This is a genomic window from Sulfitobacter sp. HI0027, assembly GCF_001634775.1.
Taxonomy (GTDB): Bacteria; Pseudomonadota; Alphaproteobacteria; order Rhodobacterales; family Rhodobacteraceae; genus Sulfitobacter.
The window spans coordinates 1-15206 of the sequence record NZ_LWER01000365.1 but is presented as its reverse complement, the minus strand read 5'-3'; the positions used below and the strand labels follow the sequence as shown (position 1 = coordinate 15206).

The 15206-nt window shown below is 57.1% G+C and carries 15 protein-coding genes; 6 read left to right on the top strand and 9 right to left on the bottom strand.

The window, feature by feature from the left end; genetic code table 11:
• The coding region (locus A3722_RS17145; protein WP_201722064.1) for a transposase at positions 1-478 on the bottom strand (478 nt) is incomplete at its 3' end.
• 337 nt (positions 479-815) lie between these two features.
• On the opposite strand from A3722_RS17145, the gene A3722_RS17140 reads away from it, so the two are divergent.
• Positions 816-1394, top strand: coding sequence for a YceI family protein (locus A3722_RS17140; RefSeq protein WP_067628442.1), 579 nt, complete (start codon positions 816-818; stop codon positions 1392-1394).
• A 75-nt stretch (positions 1395-1469) separates the two neighbouring features.
• On the opposite strand, the gene A3722_RS17135 is transcribed toward A3722_RS17140, so the two are convergent.
• The 6 genes from A3722_RS17135 to A3722_RS17110 form a co-directional block, all read right to left on the bottom strand.
• Positions 1470-2651, bottom strand: coding sequence for a cytochrome b/b6 domain-containing protein (locus tag A3722_RS17135; protein WP_067628440.1), 1182 nt, complete (start codon positions 2649-2651; stop codon positions 1470-1472).
• A 425-nt stretch (positions 2652-3076) separates the two neighbouring features.
• Entirely contained in the window at positions 3077-4264 is a 1188-nt protein-coding gene (locus A3722_RS17130) for a Shedu immune nuclease family protein (RefSeq protein ID WP_067628438.1), read from the bottom strand.
• Between the two features lie 355 nt (positions 4265-4619).
• Positions 4620-4964, bottom strand: coding sequence for a hypothetical protein (locus A3722_RS17125; RefSeq protein ID WP_067628436.1), 345 nt, complete (start codon positions 4962-4964; stop codon positions 4620-4622).
• 335 nt (positions 4965-5299) lie between these two features.
• Positions 5300-6604, bottom strand: a complete 1305-nt coding sequence (locus A3722_RS17120) for a hypothetical protein (protein WP_067628433.1) — start codon at positions 6602-6604, stop codon at positions 5300-5302.
• A gap of 33 nt (positions 6605-6637) precedes the next feature.
• Positions 6638-8722, bottom strand: a complete 2085-nt coding sequence (locus tag A3722_RS17115) for a site-specific integrase (protein ID WP_067628431.1) — start codon at positions 8720-8722, stop codon at positions 6638-6640.
• The gene (locus A3722_RS17110) at positions 8719-8976 is read right to left on the bottom strand and encodes a helix-turn-helix domain-containing protein (protein WP_067628428.1); all 258 of its coding nucleotides are present in this window, start codon (positions 8974-8976) and stop codon (positions 8719-8721) included. Before A3722_RS17110 ends, A3722_RS17115 begins: the two co-directional genes overlap by 4 nt.
• Positions 8977-9377: 401 nt before the next feature.
• On the opposite strand from A3722_RS17110, the gene A3722_RS17105 reads away from it, so the two are divergent.
• Positions 9378-11408, top strand: coding sequence for a hypothetical protein (locus A3722_RS17105; RefSeq protein ID WP_150120229.1), 2031 nt, complete (start codon positions 9378-9380; stop codon positions 11406-11408).
• Positions 11409-11715: 307 nt separating this feature from the next.
• Here A3722_RS17105 and A3722_RS17100 read toward each other — a convergent pair whose 3' ends face one another.
• Entirely contained in the window at positions 11716-11901 is a 186-nt protein-coding gene (locus A3722_RS17100; protein WP_067628424.1) for a hypothetical protein, read from the bottom strand.
• 127 nt (positions 11902-12028) lie between these two features.
• Positions 12029-12292, bottom strand: a complete 264-nt coding sequence (locus A3722_RS17095; RefSeq protein ID WP_067628421.1) for a hypothetical protein — start codon at positions 12290-12292, stop codon at positions 12029-12031.
• A 302-nt stretch (positions 12293-12594) separates the two neighbouring features.
• Between A3722_RS17095 and A3722_RS17090 the strand changes: the two genes are divergently transcribed.
• From A3722_RS17090 to A3722_RS17075, 4 genes are all read left to right on the top strand, one after another.
• A complete protein-coding gene (locus A3722_RS17090) occupies positions 12595-12792 on the top strand; it encodes a hypothetical protein (protein ID WP_067628418.1) in 198 nt (65 codons plus the stop codon).
• A gap of 209 nt (positions 12793-13001) precedes the next feature.
• Positions 13002-13370 (top strand): helix-turn-helix domain-containing protein, encoded by a 369-nt coding sequence (locus A3722_RS17085; RefSeq protein ID WP_067628416.1) that lies wholly within the window; start codon positions 13002-13004, stop codon positions 13368-13370.
• Complete coding sequence (locus A3722_RS17080; RefSeq protein ID WP_067628415.1) at positions 13370-14620, top strand: type II toxin-antitoxin system HipA family toxin; 1251 nt, start codon at positions 13370-13372, stop codon at positions 14618-14620. Before A3722_RS17085 ends, A3722_RS17080 begins: the two co-directional genes overlap by 1 nt.
• A gap of 156 nt (positions 14621-14776) precedes the next feature.
• Positions 14777-15206 (top strand): transposase (locus A3722_RS17075; protein WP_150120537.1); only part of this gene is annotated, 430 nt, incomplete at its 3' end.

Sequence of the window (15206 nt, the reverse complement as noted above, 5' to 3'; positions counted from 1 at the left end):
GCCATTCGCCTTCCAGCGGGCGGTTCAGGAATGCATCGACGCGTTCATCAATCTCGCCGCAGAGCCGCGAGACTTGGCTCTTCGATACGCCAGTCATTCCCATAGCCTTGACCAGATCATCCACGGAGCGCGTCGACAGGCCCTGAACATAGGCCTCTTGAATGACAGCCGTCATGGCTTTCTCCGCCGCCCGGCGGGGCTCAAGGAACTCGGGCAGGTAGCTGCCCTTGCGCAGCTTCGGGATCTTCACGTCGACCCTTCCTGCACGCGTTTCCCAAGCTCGGGACCGGTATCCGTTGCGATGGTTCATGCGGTCGCTGCTTCGCTCGTGCGCACTGGCACCGCAGAGCTGGTCGACATCCAGCGCCATGAGGCGGTCGGCGACGAAACCGAGCATCTCGGCAAGCAGGTTGCTGTCAGATGTCTCTGACAAAAGCGCACGCAGCGCGGCAGTATCTGATAGACTGTTCTTGGTCATGGTCGTTCTCCTCGGTCAAAGTTAGGTCCGCAAACCAAACCTTAGCCGAAGAACAACCATGGCCGCCAAGGGACCCGCACGGGCCTCGCTTCGCTATGCGAAGGCTCCGCTCAGCCCGCGCTACCAGTGGGAGTTACACCAACTGTTGGGACACTGCTTTCGAGATGGAACTCAGGGCTTCTTTGGGCAGATATCTTTGCGCCTGCTGGTAAACATCCCCCCCCCGCTGTTCGATAACGCACAGAGTGTGTTTGAAGGTAGAGAGTTGCGTATTTTTGCGTCTGAATTAGGTGCAACTGACGTGACGTATGCATCTCAAACGGAGAAATAGATTCAGATGAAAAACTTCCTTCTTACGACGGCAATGGGCGCAACACTCGCGACTGCGGCGCAGGCTGAAACGATGACCTATGTGCTCGATCCATCCCATAGCCAGATCGTGTTCAGCTATAATCACTTGGGTTTCTCGACCACCACAGGCATGTTCTCTGGGTTCGAGGGCAGTATCGAGCTGGACCAAGAAGACCCGGCAGCATCGAGCGTCTCTGTTTCATTTCCCGCCAAGAGCCTCATCACCGGCTGGCCCGCCCGCGAAGCGCATTTTCTGAGTGAAGATTTCTTCGGCGCCGAAGCGAACCCCTTGGTGACATTCACCTCAACGTCAATCGAAGTAACAGACGAAGAGACCGGCAAGATCACCGGCGATCTGACCATGAATGGCATTACGAAGTCCGTCGTCTTGGACGCAACACTGAACCAGTTGGGCGATCATCCGATGGAAAACCGGCCCTGGGCCGGGTTTGACGCGACGACGAAGCTGCTGCGCTCGGATTTCGACATGGGCCAGTTCGCCCCGTTTGTCGGGGATGAGGTTGCGATCGATATCTCGATCGAAGCAATGGTGCCCGCTAAATAATCGAAGCCTCATACTTTACCACAAGGGGCGCGCGATTCCTCGCGCGGCCCTTTTTTCGTCTCGATGGTGCAGGGTCTATTCTGGCTTAGTTGCCACCAGTTCTATCCGGACCTCCACAGCAAACCCGACAGAGCTTTCGTCCGGATAGGCCATTCCCATGCCGAAGTCACGGCGGTCCAGAACCGTGCCGCCCGAGGCTTTGGCCGTGCGTCCTGTCACCTCGAGATCGAAGTCGAGCGTGACGGAAACACTCTGCCCGACCAGTGTCAGGGAGCCGGAGGCTTGGTGCTTCGGTCCGCCGATTTGCACGATGTTGCCCTGAAACACGGCGGTATCATGGGCGGCGACATCGAAGAACTCGGGGCCTTTCGCCTGGTCCGTCACGGACCCAAGTGTAAGGGAGGTCGTATCGATCACCGTCTTAACGGCGCCTGTTCGGGTTACTTCATCATACTCGATCTCAGCCTGCCAATTGGCAAATCCGCCGGTGACCTCGGCCCCCATTTGCTTGATTGTGATCGACAGGCTGCCGTCCTGCACGACCCATCCTTCGGTCTGTTTAGCAGGGAATTGTGACGCGGCTTCCACGTTGTGAGCGGGGCCAAACACGGTCAGGGCGCCGCCGATTGCAAAGGTCCAGATCCCTATTGCGGCGAGAACGGAGGCCGTCTTGCCGGGGTGAGTGGCCGCCTTGCCGGCAGCCCGTCCGTTCCACATGCGGGCCAAGGTGCCATCGCGGTCAATCAGCGCGTGTTTAATTGCGCCCCCGATATGCGCCGCGACCATCGTTGCCAAAACGATCCCCGCAATCCAGTGAACATTGGCTGCCGCACCGGCAAGGCGCTCCGATTTTGGAATAAACGGCAAGCTTTGGGGGAAGGGCCACCAGATTGGCGCAAATCCCACTTCGGCCGAATGGATCACCCAGCCGGAAAGCGGGAGCACGAAGATGGCGGCGTAGAGCACCCAATGCGCCGTGTCCGCGGCGAAGGTTTCGAGGCGCCGTTCGGGATGGAGAGGCACGGGACGCGGTTGCGAGATTGCCCAGCCGACCCGCAATACTGCCAAAGCCAAGATCGTCACGCCGATCGTCTTATGGGTCGAATACAACAGCTGAAGGAAGGCCACGGTATCGCCACTACGCGGCGTGAACTTCCCGATCAATCCAAGTGCTATGTCTGACAGCACCAGGAGCGCGATGCTCCAATGGAAAAAACGGGCGACGCGCCCGTAGCTGGCGGTTGTGTTTGATATCATCGGACCCTCGCATGTCTTGACTGGGTTTCCGATATCAAGACTTCGCCGCCAGCACATTCCGTTGTTTTCACACAACCTCTGTGCGCAGATGGAAAAGCCACGGTTTAGCGAGGCGCAACTCGGAGGGCAGGAGCCCGCATGCGCACGTCTTTCGGCTTAACTATCCATGCAATGTATGGGTGTTTGCGGGAGCGCAGCGTAATCTTGGCGATAGGTATTTCTCGCGCGGCGTCGCGGAATTAACGAATGGCCGATCTGGTGAAGCCGTGCTGTGGCGTCGAAAGGGGATGTGAGTGTCCGGTTTGGGCCGTTTGCGTCTACGGCGGAGACATACCTCAATTCCGATCTGGCGGCGCCGCGTAGATTAGCTCCGGCCGATGTGTTGTGCTCAGTAAACTCGCATTGTAGGCGCAAGGGCGAGGCTCTCAAAACGGAATTTCGGCTTCATCATCAGTAGTTTGCTTGCTGGACGCCGCTGCATGATCGACGATAAAGCGAGCACGCTCATAAAGCTCGTCGAAGGTAAGGATCTCTGGTTGGAGGAGATTGCGGCGGAAGTCCTCGAAGGCCCTGTAGCGAGCAGAGTTCAAACCGTGTTCGGTATGGAACTGCCTCAGATTGCCGACGACGAGAAATGATCTTGGCTGGACCGACATAAGCTCTTCGCCGGTAGGGTTACCTTGCTCATCGGTAAGGCTGTGATGTGTGTCGAGAACTTCGCTTGCGGCACGCAAAGTCTCCTGGCATTGCGCCACTGATCCGCTCAGCTCGATCGAGGGTGCCCAAGTCCCAGGGCGGTATTCGCTTTTCCTCAGAAGTTCTGTAGAGCTTTTCTTGATCTCGACAAGGCACAACGCGTTGATAGCCGCACGTGTCTTCATAATACCGTCCGGGATCTTGCCCGGCGTGACGAGACTCGACCCCCTAATCGTTTGTTGCAGTTTCCGGCCGTCAAGACCGGTCGTGAAAATGTAGCTGAGTCCATAACCAAAAATCCATTGATTACGCTCAAAGAACGCCTGCCAGTCGTTCTCGGAAATTTCGCCGTGATCGTCGAGCATGTCAGAGAAAAGCTTTAACTGCTCACGACGGAAGGCGAGTGCTACCACGTCTTCGGTGGTGATCTCGCTGCGTGCAAATTCGGCCACTATATCGGGCCGATCTTGGAGAAGCTTTCTGGCCGCATCATCTGGCATATGAACAAGTCGCAAATCGGCTTCGTTGACGGTGAACTTATCAGGGCCTGGGATTTCGACGCGCCGAATATTATCCAAGAACGTCATTAGCTTCGCGATCTGCTCACCATATAGCACGACCTGATCGCCAATCGGGTTCCCAGTTTTTGTGCTCCATCTCTGAATGTGGAGATGCGTAATGCCCCGCCCGTCCTCGACGAAGCGCGCCTTTACCTGTTGAATACCGGTCTGCGTCTCATGAAGGACGTATTGCTCACCTTCCTTTACAAGCTCTTTCAATGGACCCACCTCGAAACGTTTCCAACCGAAACGGTAGACGGCATCACGTCCTGGGAAACCGAAGCGCTTCGAGATATAGAACCTGTGGGGCCGACGGTTGTGCGCATGCTCAAGTTCATTGGGGTCGATTTCCTGCATCAGATGTTCCGCAATCAGACTATCGGCCGATTCTATCCGGCGATGCCGTTGGATCGCAACATCGCTGTCTGAATGGCCGCTTCTACTTAGCAACTTATTGACCCGCACCGGCCTCCGGGGCCGCGCCGCAGCATAGAGATAGTTGGGGAACGGCGGCTTTTGGCCGGTCGCAACAATGTTTCGGCCCAATGCGAGAGCTAACTTAACGCTTGCCTGTAGATGGCGCCTATGACCTTTGTGAGATCAACCAATTTTGCAATGCGCAGTTAGGAAGGTCGGACTGGATCGCGGCCAGCCGCCCTCCCCACCAATTGACGAACGTGAACAGAGAGGTTCGGCTCGCTGGAAGTTTATGTTACCCGTTACAGGCAGGGCTCTCGTATTGCATCGCCCACTTTGCCCTCACCGCGACATCCACCAGTCGGCGCTGCCGGTTGTCGATGCGGCGCCAAGCCGAACGGAAGTCGCGATGGGACATTGGGAGCAGGTCATCCCGCCCGAAGGCAAGGGCGATCGTAATCGCCTCGCTCGTTGAGAGCCCCCTAACTGCCTCCTGTGCTTTCTGTTGGCCGAGGAGAACCCGGCGGCAGGCCTCGGCATCCTGGTAGTTTGAGTTCAGCGCTGCGGATGCTTCCGGGTCGCCAGCGGTCTTCTTAAGTTCCGTGGGTTCGATGCCTTCAAGTTCGATATAAGTGGTCATGGTTTCGTTCCTTTTGTTGCTTGCCCATTTGGGTAGTCGGGAGATTGGAACTTTTTAGGAAACGCGAAACGGTTTTTTTCGGCGTGCCTCTTGCCAAGCGCGGGAACAGACGAGCGCCCATACCATCGGGCTGATAGTAGGCAGTCCGAACTCTTGTTGAGGCCCGGCTAAGTCGTGTTCAGGGTGCTGAGGAAATTCCGGCGAGGGCGGGAAAGTGTTGAGAACACCCAGTGTCCATCCCGTGCGGATGATGATTGGGCGTTTTCAACACCCTTCGGAAATAAGGGAATTTCCGGCGAAAGACAGCGGTATGCGCCGTCGCTGCCGCCTTGTCGTCACAGATCAAGCTCGACTTCAAAGCTACGTTGTCGCTCGACCATGTCAACGAATTCCTGAGCCGACGCGAGACCTGTGGAGTGATCGTAGTGCCGCTGGGCCGTTTGCTCGTCGCGCTGGCCGAGCAAGGCCGTGGCGGCACGCCCACCCGATACGAGGTGCTCGCTGGCTTCAGTGGCGACATTGTCACGCAGCCGATGGACTGAGACACGCACACCGAAAGCGCGCTCTGTCAAATCGCCTGTAAGCCGACCGATCTGAGCCTCGCTGATTGCTGCGCCACGCGCGTGCATGGACGGAAATAGAGAGGCTCCATCGTCAAACAGTGGGCGATAGGAATGCCTGTATTCCTCCAGTGCAGACGCGAGCTTTTGACTGGATAGGGTTCGATCAAACGGGGCTCCCGCTTTCTGACCCTCAGGCAACTTCAGCATGCGGGCCGGGAGGTGAATGTGCACCATTCCCTCACATGGAATATCGATGGTCCGGTCGAACGCAAGCGCGGACAGTGCCCGGGCACGTTGTGGCAATGCAACCGCGACACTCAGAAGGATGCCGTTCCGAAAATCCTTCGCGGCATGCAGGCCGCGAAGATGACGGGACCGGGCTTGCTGCATAAGGTCGAAGCCAAGATCATAGATCCGCGAAGCACCAACGAGTTGGGCGCCTGTTTTCGTCGTGGAGCCGGCTTCTGCCGCGCGTTCACGCCAATCGCAGGCCACAAACTCGCAGGCTTGCGAGGAGAACCCCGGCATGACGAGCTTGATCCCTGTAAGTATGCGGCTGATGTAATCTGACGCCGTTCTTACCGAAGCCTTCTGAGTCACTACCCTTGCGTAGCCCTCGAGCGTTCCACCGGTTGGCGACATCGGAAGATCCTGCGCTCTGCAATACGTAACCCATCCGCTCAACGCGCGAATGACGTTCTGTGTATGCGCGGCACTCCAGAGAACCTGTCCCTTCTTGCGGACGCCAGCTTCGGAAACCTCGATCCGTTCAGCGAGGATTAGTTGCCATTGATCGGGAAGGTCGGAAAGGCGCATTCTTGCCGTTTGCCATGAGGTCCGACGAGGCGACTTTGGGGTCACCCGCGCTTCGCGCAGAACATTGGCAAAATGGGCGCAGCGTTCAGCGCCCCAGACCTCAGCCGCCACCTGTTGGACGTAGGCAAACTCCATCAATGCAGGCGCTCCGATCTGTTGCAGCCTGCCGCTGAGATGGCACTTGAGGTCATCCTGCCCCGGAGGGGAGGAACCGGGGCCGGCGCAGCGAATACGGGCCAATAGAGCGAGGTGTTGATTCATGTCTTGAAGCTTTCCTTTGGTTGCCTCGCGCCCTCAGGCGGCGGGGCGTCTGTCCAGTCGCGCGAGCCACTCGTCAAAAACGAGGCTCTCGTCGAGCTCGGCATAGTGATTGATTGTCGTCTGCAATTTCTTATGCCCAAGCAGGCGTTGCACCTTGGGCAAGTTATCGAGGCTGTCTTTCAGCCAGATCCAGCCGATCAGGTGGCGATAGAGATGCGGATTGATGCGAACGCCGACTTTTTGGTGCAACCTCTTTGTCACCCGATGCAGAAGGCCTGAGTAGTAGCCATTAGCGTTCGTCTTTCCCTGTCCGGGAAAGAGATATGGGTTTTCCTTCTGGAATGGTGCCAGCATCGTTGGGCGCACGATCTCTAAATACGTTTTCAGGAGTCTGCTCGCCGTCGTGCCCAGCTGAACAGTCAAATCAGCATCACCTGCACTCCGCATCTTCACTTCCGAAGCGGGCACTACGATACGAGCGCGGCCATCGGACCACGCGATCCAATCGAGACGCGCACGCAGAACATTGGCACTGCGAGGGGCTCTTGCCAGCAAGATATCGTGGGCCAAGGTGGCCATGATATCTCGACCGAGGTCAGGGTCGAGCACCTCGTCAGGCGGTGGGAGCACTCCGTTCTTTTTCTGGCAGGCTTTACGCTTCGCCTTGATCGATGCGTCTATGTCCGCAAGCAGCATCGCACTCAGGTCGATGGTCTGCTGAATGCGGGTGTCATTAAACAGCCTGAGCTTGGACATGTTCCGCGGTGCGATGCCCTGATAGTTCACCTTATGCAGCGCGATCGTATCATCGAGTTCACGGAGGTCCTCCGGCGACCGGTTCAGATAGTCCCGGGCGATCTTGCGCGCCGTCTTGAGAACGCTTGTGACGTAAGCACTCGGAAAATCGCCTTGGTTGACTTCGCTAAGGGTCTCCGCCGCGACGTCGAGGAATTCCGGATCGGTGAGTTCTTCGATGGTCTCGGGCACGACGTCAGCCGACGATGCAACAGCTTTAGCCAGCGACTTAATGTATCCGCGCCGTGTCTTTAAGGTTTCGGCTTTCCAAGTGTGTTTGCCGACCAGGAAACCCGCTTGGCGCAACAACTCCGACCGGCTTGGGGCATCCTGTTTAGTGGACTGACCGGGCCTTTCGGCTTTCTCCTGCCGTTTGGCGCGCAACTTGGCCTTCTTGTCGCTGATTGCGCCGGTAGCCTCTTGTTGATCCATTCGCGCAATGAACTCGGCCCGGGACAGTCCATCGCGTGATGCCACCCCCTGTGCCCAGAGTGCCACCCTGGTGTCGAATTCCTCCATCAGCGGCGCGAGTATCGCGTCATCTACACCGAATTTGTCGCGTGCGTCGTCAAAGGGGTGGCAAGCGGTCGCAAAGTCGAGGTGCGCCAACATTGGTTCAGACGAGAGGTGGCTCAGCAGTGTTGATATCTCGCGAACCTGCTTTTCGCACCGTGCAGCGCTCTTTGAGGATGTCTCGACGCGGTAGTTGTAAAAAGCCGCGAGGGTCGCGGTGGTGATCTCATCCGGAGCAATTCCCTCCTCGTGCAGAAAGACGAGAAACGGGCCGCAGGCGTATTTTGCCGACCACGGGAGGGCGCTATCTTGAATGGCTTTATAAGCTCTCTGATAGTGCCCGGCTATATCATTGATAGAGCGTTTGCGCTCCCGCGGCTGGCCGCGCCCAGCGGCGTTTACGAGCGTCGAGCGGTAGGTTGCATAGCTTCCGCGGCTCAGATTGAAGCGCGCCGCCTCATTGTTATCGAAAAAGTCAATTACATCCTGCTTGCAAACTTGTTTCAGTTCGGGGGCCCACCCGGCATTTCGGCACAACCAACGTAGCTTTGAAACGAGACCATTTTTTCCTTGGCGCAGGGCTTTTTCGATCAAATCGGCATAGGTCACACAGGCAATCGCTTGCGCTCCAAACAGATCCAACCCGGTAGCTGCAGATAGCGCCGAAAGTGTCGAGTGGCGCGGCCGAAGACCGGGAATGTTCAGGATGTCGCTGACGGCTTTCGGGTTCAGCCCGGCACGGAGAGACAACGCGCGCATGCTTTCGCCACTGGTTTCCAGGTAATCGCGTAGGGTTTGGTCAAGTGTCATGGAGTTTCCCTTTCAGGTTCGCGGGGGATTTCGAGTTCGAGGTCCGGCCTCACAGGGTCAGGCCGGACTCGAAGCTCGAAGATCGCCAGCCACTCGTCCTTGATCGTCCACGATTTGCCGAGCTTCGCGGCTTGAAGCCTCACAAGACCTTCTGGTGTCGGGCAACCGTGGTTGATCCAGTCCCGGATCGTATGAGGATCTCGGTTGAAGATTTCCGCGACTTCGTTGGCGGTGTAATAGACAGGCTTTTTCATGATGTTCCTCCATTGGGTTACGGAGGAAATAGGTTCCGGACGGCTTTCTCGGAAATTTCCGGAACAATAAAATTGGACCTCTGATCGCACAAAATGGACCGCAGATCAGGGCGCTTCGTCGACCCCTGGAAAGGAAAAGTGTCAAACCGGTAAGAGGTATCTACTACCGGAATGACACCTTTTTTTCCGAAACCAACCTATTTCTTCTCGGTCTTCCGAACCGGACTCATCTCCCTCCTGAACAAAACAGGAAGAGAGCGATGACTTTGGAAAACCGAAACCTGCCGGCCCGTGACAACTCAGGTCGGTTCTGCAATTCCGGCGCCTATCACGTGCCTTATGCATGCCGCCCAACCACCTTCACCCCGGCATCTGATGCGCGACCAGTGCTAAGGTCGGCTTTGACCCAAGCGAACAGAACTTTGCGTGAGGCGACCGAAGGCGACGGTGTGCCCAGCGTCGTCATTCGGGCCAGCCCCGGGGCCGGAAAGAGCACACTTGAGCGAGAGCTTATGGCCGAACGCGCGGCTGACGGGCAACTTGTTAACGTTGCCTTCCATGTGCCGACACTTGCTTTGGCTGCGGAAGCGACACGCGAAGCGGAGGGCCTTGGCCTGTCTGCCCAAGCCATTCGCGGCAGGTCTGCACTAAGGCCTGACGGAAATGGTCCGATGTGCGCCAAGGCCGAGCTGGTCGAGCAGGCAAGTCGGATTGGGCTCTCCGCAATGGAGCATTTCTGCGAAAGGAAGGCGGAAGATGGCACAATTGAACGATGCCAACACTTCGAGGGATGCGCATATCTCGGGCAATTCAGAGTGGACGCGACCTGCCACTTCCTCGCGACTGCATACTTTGCCTTGCCGAAGCAACCAGGCGTAGACCCGGCACTAAGGGTCGTGGACGAAACCTTCTGGAAGAACTTTCTCTGGATCCGAGACATCGATCCCGTCACCTTCAAGGCACCCCGGACCTATTTTCCGACATCAGTCGCCGCAGATCATGCTCATCTCTTGAAGGCGGCAGCGCAAGTCGTCGGGAAGCTTTGTGCTGGGGAAAGCCCGTTGGCATTGCCTTATTCTGCAAGCGATTTGGAGGCCCTCGCTGAGCTTGAGCGCAAGGACCAGGCACGAGCATCTGACATTCGCCCGGACCAGTGTCTCCTGACCCAGAAAAGAAAACTGGAGAAGGCCGCTCGGGCGCATCGGAAGGTTTCACGCTTCGCGGCTGTCTGGGAAGTTTTGGCCGAGGCAAAGCGTTTGGGGCTGAGCGAGTGCGAGCGGCTCCGCCTATTTACAAATGGTGACAAGGAGGTTCTGCGCGTGATGCGCAAGCAGCCGCTGCCGCACAAAGAACCGACGCTCGTGCTCGATGCCGACGCGGATGCCGAGATCTTGGCTGCTGTCGGCTGTAATATTCAGGCAGAGCATGAACTGACCCTGCGGCCTCAGGCTCATGTCGTTCAGGTCCATGATCACCAGATGTCCATCACCGCATTACTGGGCAGTAAAAGCCATCGCGACGGGTGCAGAGGGGTAATCGCGAGAGAGGTGCTGCGTGATCGACAAACGAAGAACTCAGGCGTGCTTGTCGGCGCGACTCGAGCGGTTGTGCAGAAATTTTTCGAGGACGCCAAACATGATTTCAGTTCAAAAAGTGAGGCCGAGATCAACCAGATCATGCTTGGCACAAAGCTACATGGGGCACGATGGCTCTGGTTCGGAGGTAGGTCGTTGGGATCGAACCGCTACAAGGACTGCTCCGCAGTGATCGTTCTTGGTCGTCAGGAGTTGCCTGTCTCGACGCTGGAGGATCAGGGGCGCGCACTGTGGGGAGATACACATGGGGAACCGCTGAACTTTGTGGCGCCGGATATGAAGGGAGGGCAATGGCTACCCTTGGTTGAACTGCCATATGAAATGGCAGACGGGAGCGGCATGGCGGTGAAAGTGCCATGTCATCCCGACCCCAGGATACGCCGGGTGCAATTGCAATCACGTGAACTCGCAACGCGCCAATTGGTCGAACGCATCCGACTGGCGCGTGCAGCCTACCGTAAGCGCGTCATTCTGGTTTGCAATATTCCTATTCCAGGCCTTCCCGTAAATGAGTTGGTCTCGTGGAATGCCCTTAAAGGGGACCGGATCGACGCCGCAATTGCTATTTCTTTGGTCGAAAATGGATTTGCTCAGTTCAAACAGAGAGAGATCGTCGAAAACGCCCCTGGAGTGTTCGGAACGATCGATGCGCTCAAGGGAGAACTTGGAGAAAAGAAGTCATCGGCGGCCCTGATCCGACGTTTCAAACGGTTTGCTAAGCCTTTAGGCGGAAAACTTCGTCTAAGGGATTGTAGGCGGCCTCCGCTTGATGCGGCAACCCCCTGGTCGGTCGAACTACTGCTGCCTGAGAATGCGGCTCCCGGGCCGCGCGGGTAACATCCTCGCTGGCATGCTACCAAGCAAACAAAAAAAGGAGTTTTTGAAATCCGCTTCGATCTAATGCTCTGGCTGCAAGAAAGGATACTGCTAAGAACAACGAAAATTATTCGCCCCTGAGAGGAATCGAGGTAGATTTGATTTCCTGGGCTGAAGAGGGGGGGAGAGCGCCCTCGGTCGTTTGACGTCTGGCATCTGGATGATGAGCAGCTTGAGGCTATTCGGGAGACTTTAATTATTGAATACGCAGAAGATATCTCTGCCGTCACGATGACGTCCGAGGAGAGTTTAGTTGCAAGAAAGCCGATCATCTTTTCTGGCTATGTCTTTCACCGTCGAGGTTGTATGGCGCGTTCGCGATAAATCGACGCAAGCGCTCAGGATCGTGCGGACGATCTCGGCCGCTCACCCGAGCCAAGTAGGCCATATAGGCGATGGTCACGCCAGCCAAAACGACTGAAGCGATCGACACGATGATGTCAAAAATAGCCATTGCCCCTCCTTTGAGCCGTCGCCCAGGTTCACACTGAACACTATAGAACATAGCACGGTTCTGTCGCAGTCCATACCGAACCACGCGTTTTACAGGGGGTCCTTTTGCTTGTGACGAAGACCCGCTCCTACTTAGCGAGTGCCAACGGGAACGGGCAAAGCGTCTGAAAGTGCTCCGCGACCTGCCGCACCTTGTCATGGGGCAGTCCCATATCTGACACGAAGGACAGCTGAAGCTCCGGGGAGACTTCAGAGAAGAAGGAGAAGGCCGGCCCCATGGCAGACTGAGCGGCCTCCATGTCCGAGATTGCGGTGGCAATCTGACAAGCGGATAGGTTCTCACCATATGGCGCGTTCACTGTTCCGAGAATCTTCGATGCGACATGCACCATGCTTTATCTCCTTGCCCATATCGCATGGTCGGCCTTCTTCCGCACAATGATCTCTTGGGCCCCGGCGCTCGCCTTCATCAAGTGACACTTCCACATACTCTCTCATGTGCGCTACAGCCAATGTAGGAATCATGTCGCAGAAGAGGTGGGGATCACCCGTTAATCTCGATTTTGGAACCTCTTAATCCACAATCAAGCTTTCTAACCAACTGTGTTTAGGCGGCAATGATGCGGATTTAGCGCCGCCCGGTTTTACCGTCAATTTTGTGATAAACTCGGTTCAGCAGAGTAGGAGCACCGGGATGACAGACCCAAAACCGGATGAATCAGACCCCGAGTGGGAGGAATGGTTTATAAAGAAGATGGGCCAGCCTGGGCCCGACGAGGAAGCGTTTTTCGAACGACTGCGGCGCCTTGGGCTTGGAGTTGGCCTCGATGAGAACGGGAACGTTGTTTATGACAAAGACCTTCCCGAAGCCAAGAACGGGCTTGAAGAATAGACCCTGCCCACGGCGCCGTAGTGTTAGTGATCTCTGAAACCCCTCACCTGCTGTGACGTTTCGGATACCGACAGCGGCAAGAGATCAACCATATCTTGCAACGATACGCCGAGCCCATCGGTCCGCACCAACCTTGTTAGTTGAAGTTCATCGATTAATAGGCCATATATGACCAGTAATAATATTTTACAAGCCACATAAGGCCGGTAATGTCGAATTTTCGCGCCCAGAGAGCTTTGGTAAACCTTGGCCGCAACATCAAACAAGCGCGCCTCGCGCGTCGTCTTGCCATGCTCGATCTCGCCGAACGCGCAAGCGTGTCAGAAAAGACGATCCAGCGTCTGGAGCGGGGCGATGCGGGCGTGGGCATCGGGAAACTGGCCGGGGTGCTTGCGGCGCTCGGCGAGCCCGATGCCCTCGCGGAGATCCTGCGAATAGAAGAGGATGCTGTGGGCCTGTCCCTCGCACTCGACGCAATTCCTAAGCGGGGGATATCCTATGTAAAGCGCGGCGGCGCACGAGCTCCGGATAGCCACCATGAGGCCGACGGTGATGATGATGAAGGCGTAGGCTTCTGATGGCCCCGGGCACCCCGGAGCAGAAGGTCACCCATGTCTGCCTTGGAAGCGCACTCTTGCCAGTTGGTAAGCTGCGGTTCACCCAAGGGTCGCGCCGTCATCATTCCGAATTTCAATATTTCGAAAGCTGGCTCAACGATGCCCGAGCCTTCGCGATCGCACCTCACCTGCCGCTCGGATTGACGCCCTCCTATGTGTCCAAGGCATCCACAGGCGATCAGCGCGACAGCCTGCCTTCCGTCCTTAAGGATGCGACCCCTGATGCATGGGGGCGTCGCTTGATGGCGCGCGTTCACGGCGCGGACCTCAGCGAATTCGACATGCTTACCCTATTGGATGATGCCACGCGTCAGGGTGCACTCCGGTTCACTGAAGAAGGCGGCGGAATCATTATTGGACATCGCACACCGGTGCCGAACCTCAACCAGCTTGACACACTACGGAAGATTGCGGTCAGGGTCGAACAGCGACGCGAGGTGTCGCGCGAGGAACTGCAGCTGATCGCAGGCGCCGGCGGCTCGATTGGTGGCGCACGACCAAAGGCAACTGTGCAGGACCGCGACGCGCTCTGGATTGCTAAGTTCTCGTCTCTGGGAGACCAGAGCCCTGTGGAGCGCATCGAGGTCGCGACGCTACAGTTGGCGCGGGAATGCGGTCTGAGAGCGCCAGACGCACGGCTAATGCTGGAAAACTCTGGCCATCCAGTGGCCCTGATCAGACGCTTCGATCGGCGGGCGGGCGCGCGTGTCCCTTACTTTTCTGCGCGCACAGCTCTTAATCGATCCGGTGCGGAGCAGGGCTCTTATACAGAGATCGCAGAGGCGATCCGGATGATCAGTAAGGCTGCGCGGGCAGATCTGCATGAGCTTTGGGCCCGAATGGTCTTCAACGTCCTTGTCACCAACACGGATGATCACCTGAAGAACCACGGGTTCATCTATGCCGACAACGGCCTTTGGCGGCTCTCTCTGCTCTTCGATGTGAACCCACAAGCGGGCGGCCATCGCTACCTTGAGACGGCGATCATAGAAGAAGGGCCATTTAAGGCGTCACTCGACCTTGCGGTTGCCGCTGCGGAGTTTTTCGATCTATCGGAAAACGAGGCGCGCAAGCGCGCGCGTGCGATGGCCTCGCTCATCGCCAACCGGTGGAGACCTCTCATGCGGCAATTCGGTATTGGTGGAGAAGATCTGAGGTCTCTCGCAGACGCCTTTGAACACGGCGAGGCAGAGAAGGCTCTTAGCCTCTGATCAACAGCCGTCGATCTCTCGGCGGCTACGCCACGGTTGAGCGTTTCTGAGCCTCGAAGCGCTACGTCCGCTTTGAGCCTATTTTGTTGAAAAACTCTTCCTTGATCGCGGCCTGAACTGCTGATTCAATCCCTTTATTCGGGGGGAGTATTGGCGATGATGGGACCACGACAGGAGGCGCAACCGGCGCTGTTCTACGAGTTCTCGCTGGAGGATCATGTTCCCCAAGATCACCTGCTTCGATCCATTGATCGGTTCGTCGACCTGAGTAGCATCCGCGCCCACCTTGCGGATTTCTACAGCCATACCGGCCGCCCGTCGGTCGATCCCGAGCTGCTGATCCGGATGTTGCTGGTCGGCTATTGCTTCGGCATTCGTTCTGAGCGACGGCTCTGCGAAGAGGTGCATCTGAACCTCGCGTATCGCTGGTTCTGCGGCCTCGATCTGAGCGACCGGGTCCCGGATCACTCGACGTTTTCCAAGAACCGGCATGGGCGTTTTCGCGACAGCGAACTGCTGCGCCACCTGTTTGAGACGACTGTCGCGCGCTGCATCGCCGAAGGTCTGGTCAGCGGCCAGCGAATGG

Bases quoted from the DNA above. Each gene is read 5' to 3' on its own strand.
- A3722_RS17140 (WP_067628442.1), top strand. From the start codon at position 816: ATGAAAAACTTCCTTCTTACGACGGCAATGGGCGCAACACTCGCGACT.
- A3722_RS17135 (WP_067628440.1), bottom strand. From the start codon at position 2,651: ATGATATCAAACACAACCGCCAGCTACGGGCGCGTCGCCCGTTTTTTC.
- A3722_RS17130 (WP_067628438.1), bottom strand. From the start codon at position 4,264: ATGCAGGAAATCGACCCCAATGAACTTGAGCATGCGCACAACCGTCGG.
- A3722_RS17125 (WP_067628436.1), bottom strand. From the start codon at position 4,964: ATGACCACTTATATCGAACTTGAAGGCATCGAACCCACGGAACTTAAG.
- A3722_RS17120 (WP_067628433.1), bottom strand. From the start codon at position 6,604: ATGAATCAACACCTCGCTCTATTGGCCCGTATTCGCTGCGCCGGCCCC.
- A3722_RS17115 (WP_067628431.1), bottom strand. From the start codon at position 8,722: ATGACACTTGACCAAACCCTACGCGATTACCTGGAAACCAGTGGCGAA.
- A3722_RS17110 (WP_067628428.1), bottom strand. From the start codon at position 8,976: ATGAAAAAGCCTGTCTATTACACCGCCAACGAAGTCGCGGAAATCTTC.
- A3722_RS17100 (WP_067628424.1), bottom strand. From the start codon at position 11,901: ATGGCTATTTTTGACATCATCGTGTCGATCGCTTCAGTCGTTTTGGCT.
- A3722_RS17095 (WP_067628421.1), bottom strand. From the start codon at position 12,292: ATGGTGCATGTCGCATCGAAGATTCTCGGAACAGTGAACGCGCCATAT.
- A3722_RS17090 (WP_067628418.1), top strand. From the start codon at position 12,595: ATGACAGACCCAAAACCGGATGAATCAGACCCCGAGTGGGAGGAATGG.
- A3722_RS17085 (WP_067628416.1), top strand. From the start codon at position 13,002: ATGTCGAATTTTCGCGCCCAGAGAGCTTTGGTAAACCTTGGCCGCAAC.
- A3722_RS17080 (WP_067628415.1), top strand. From the start codon at position 13,370: ATGGCCCCGGGCACCCCGGAGCAGAAGGTCACCCATGTCTGCCTTGGA.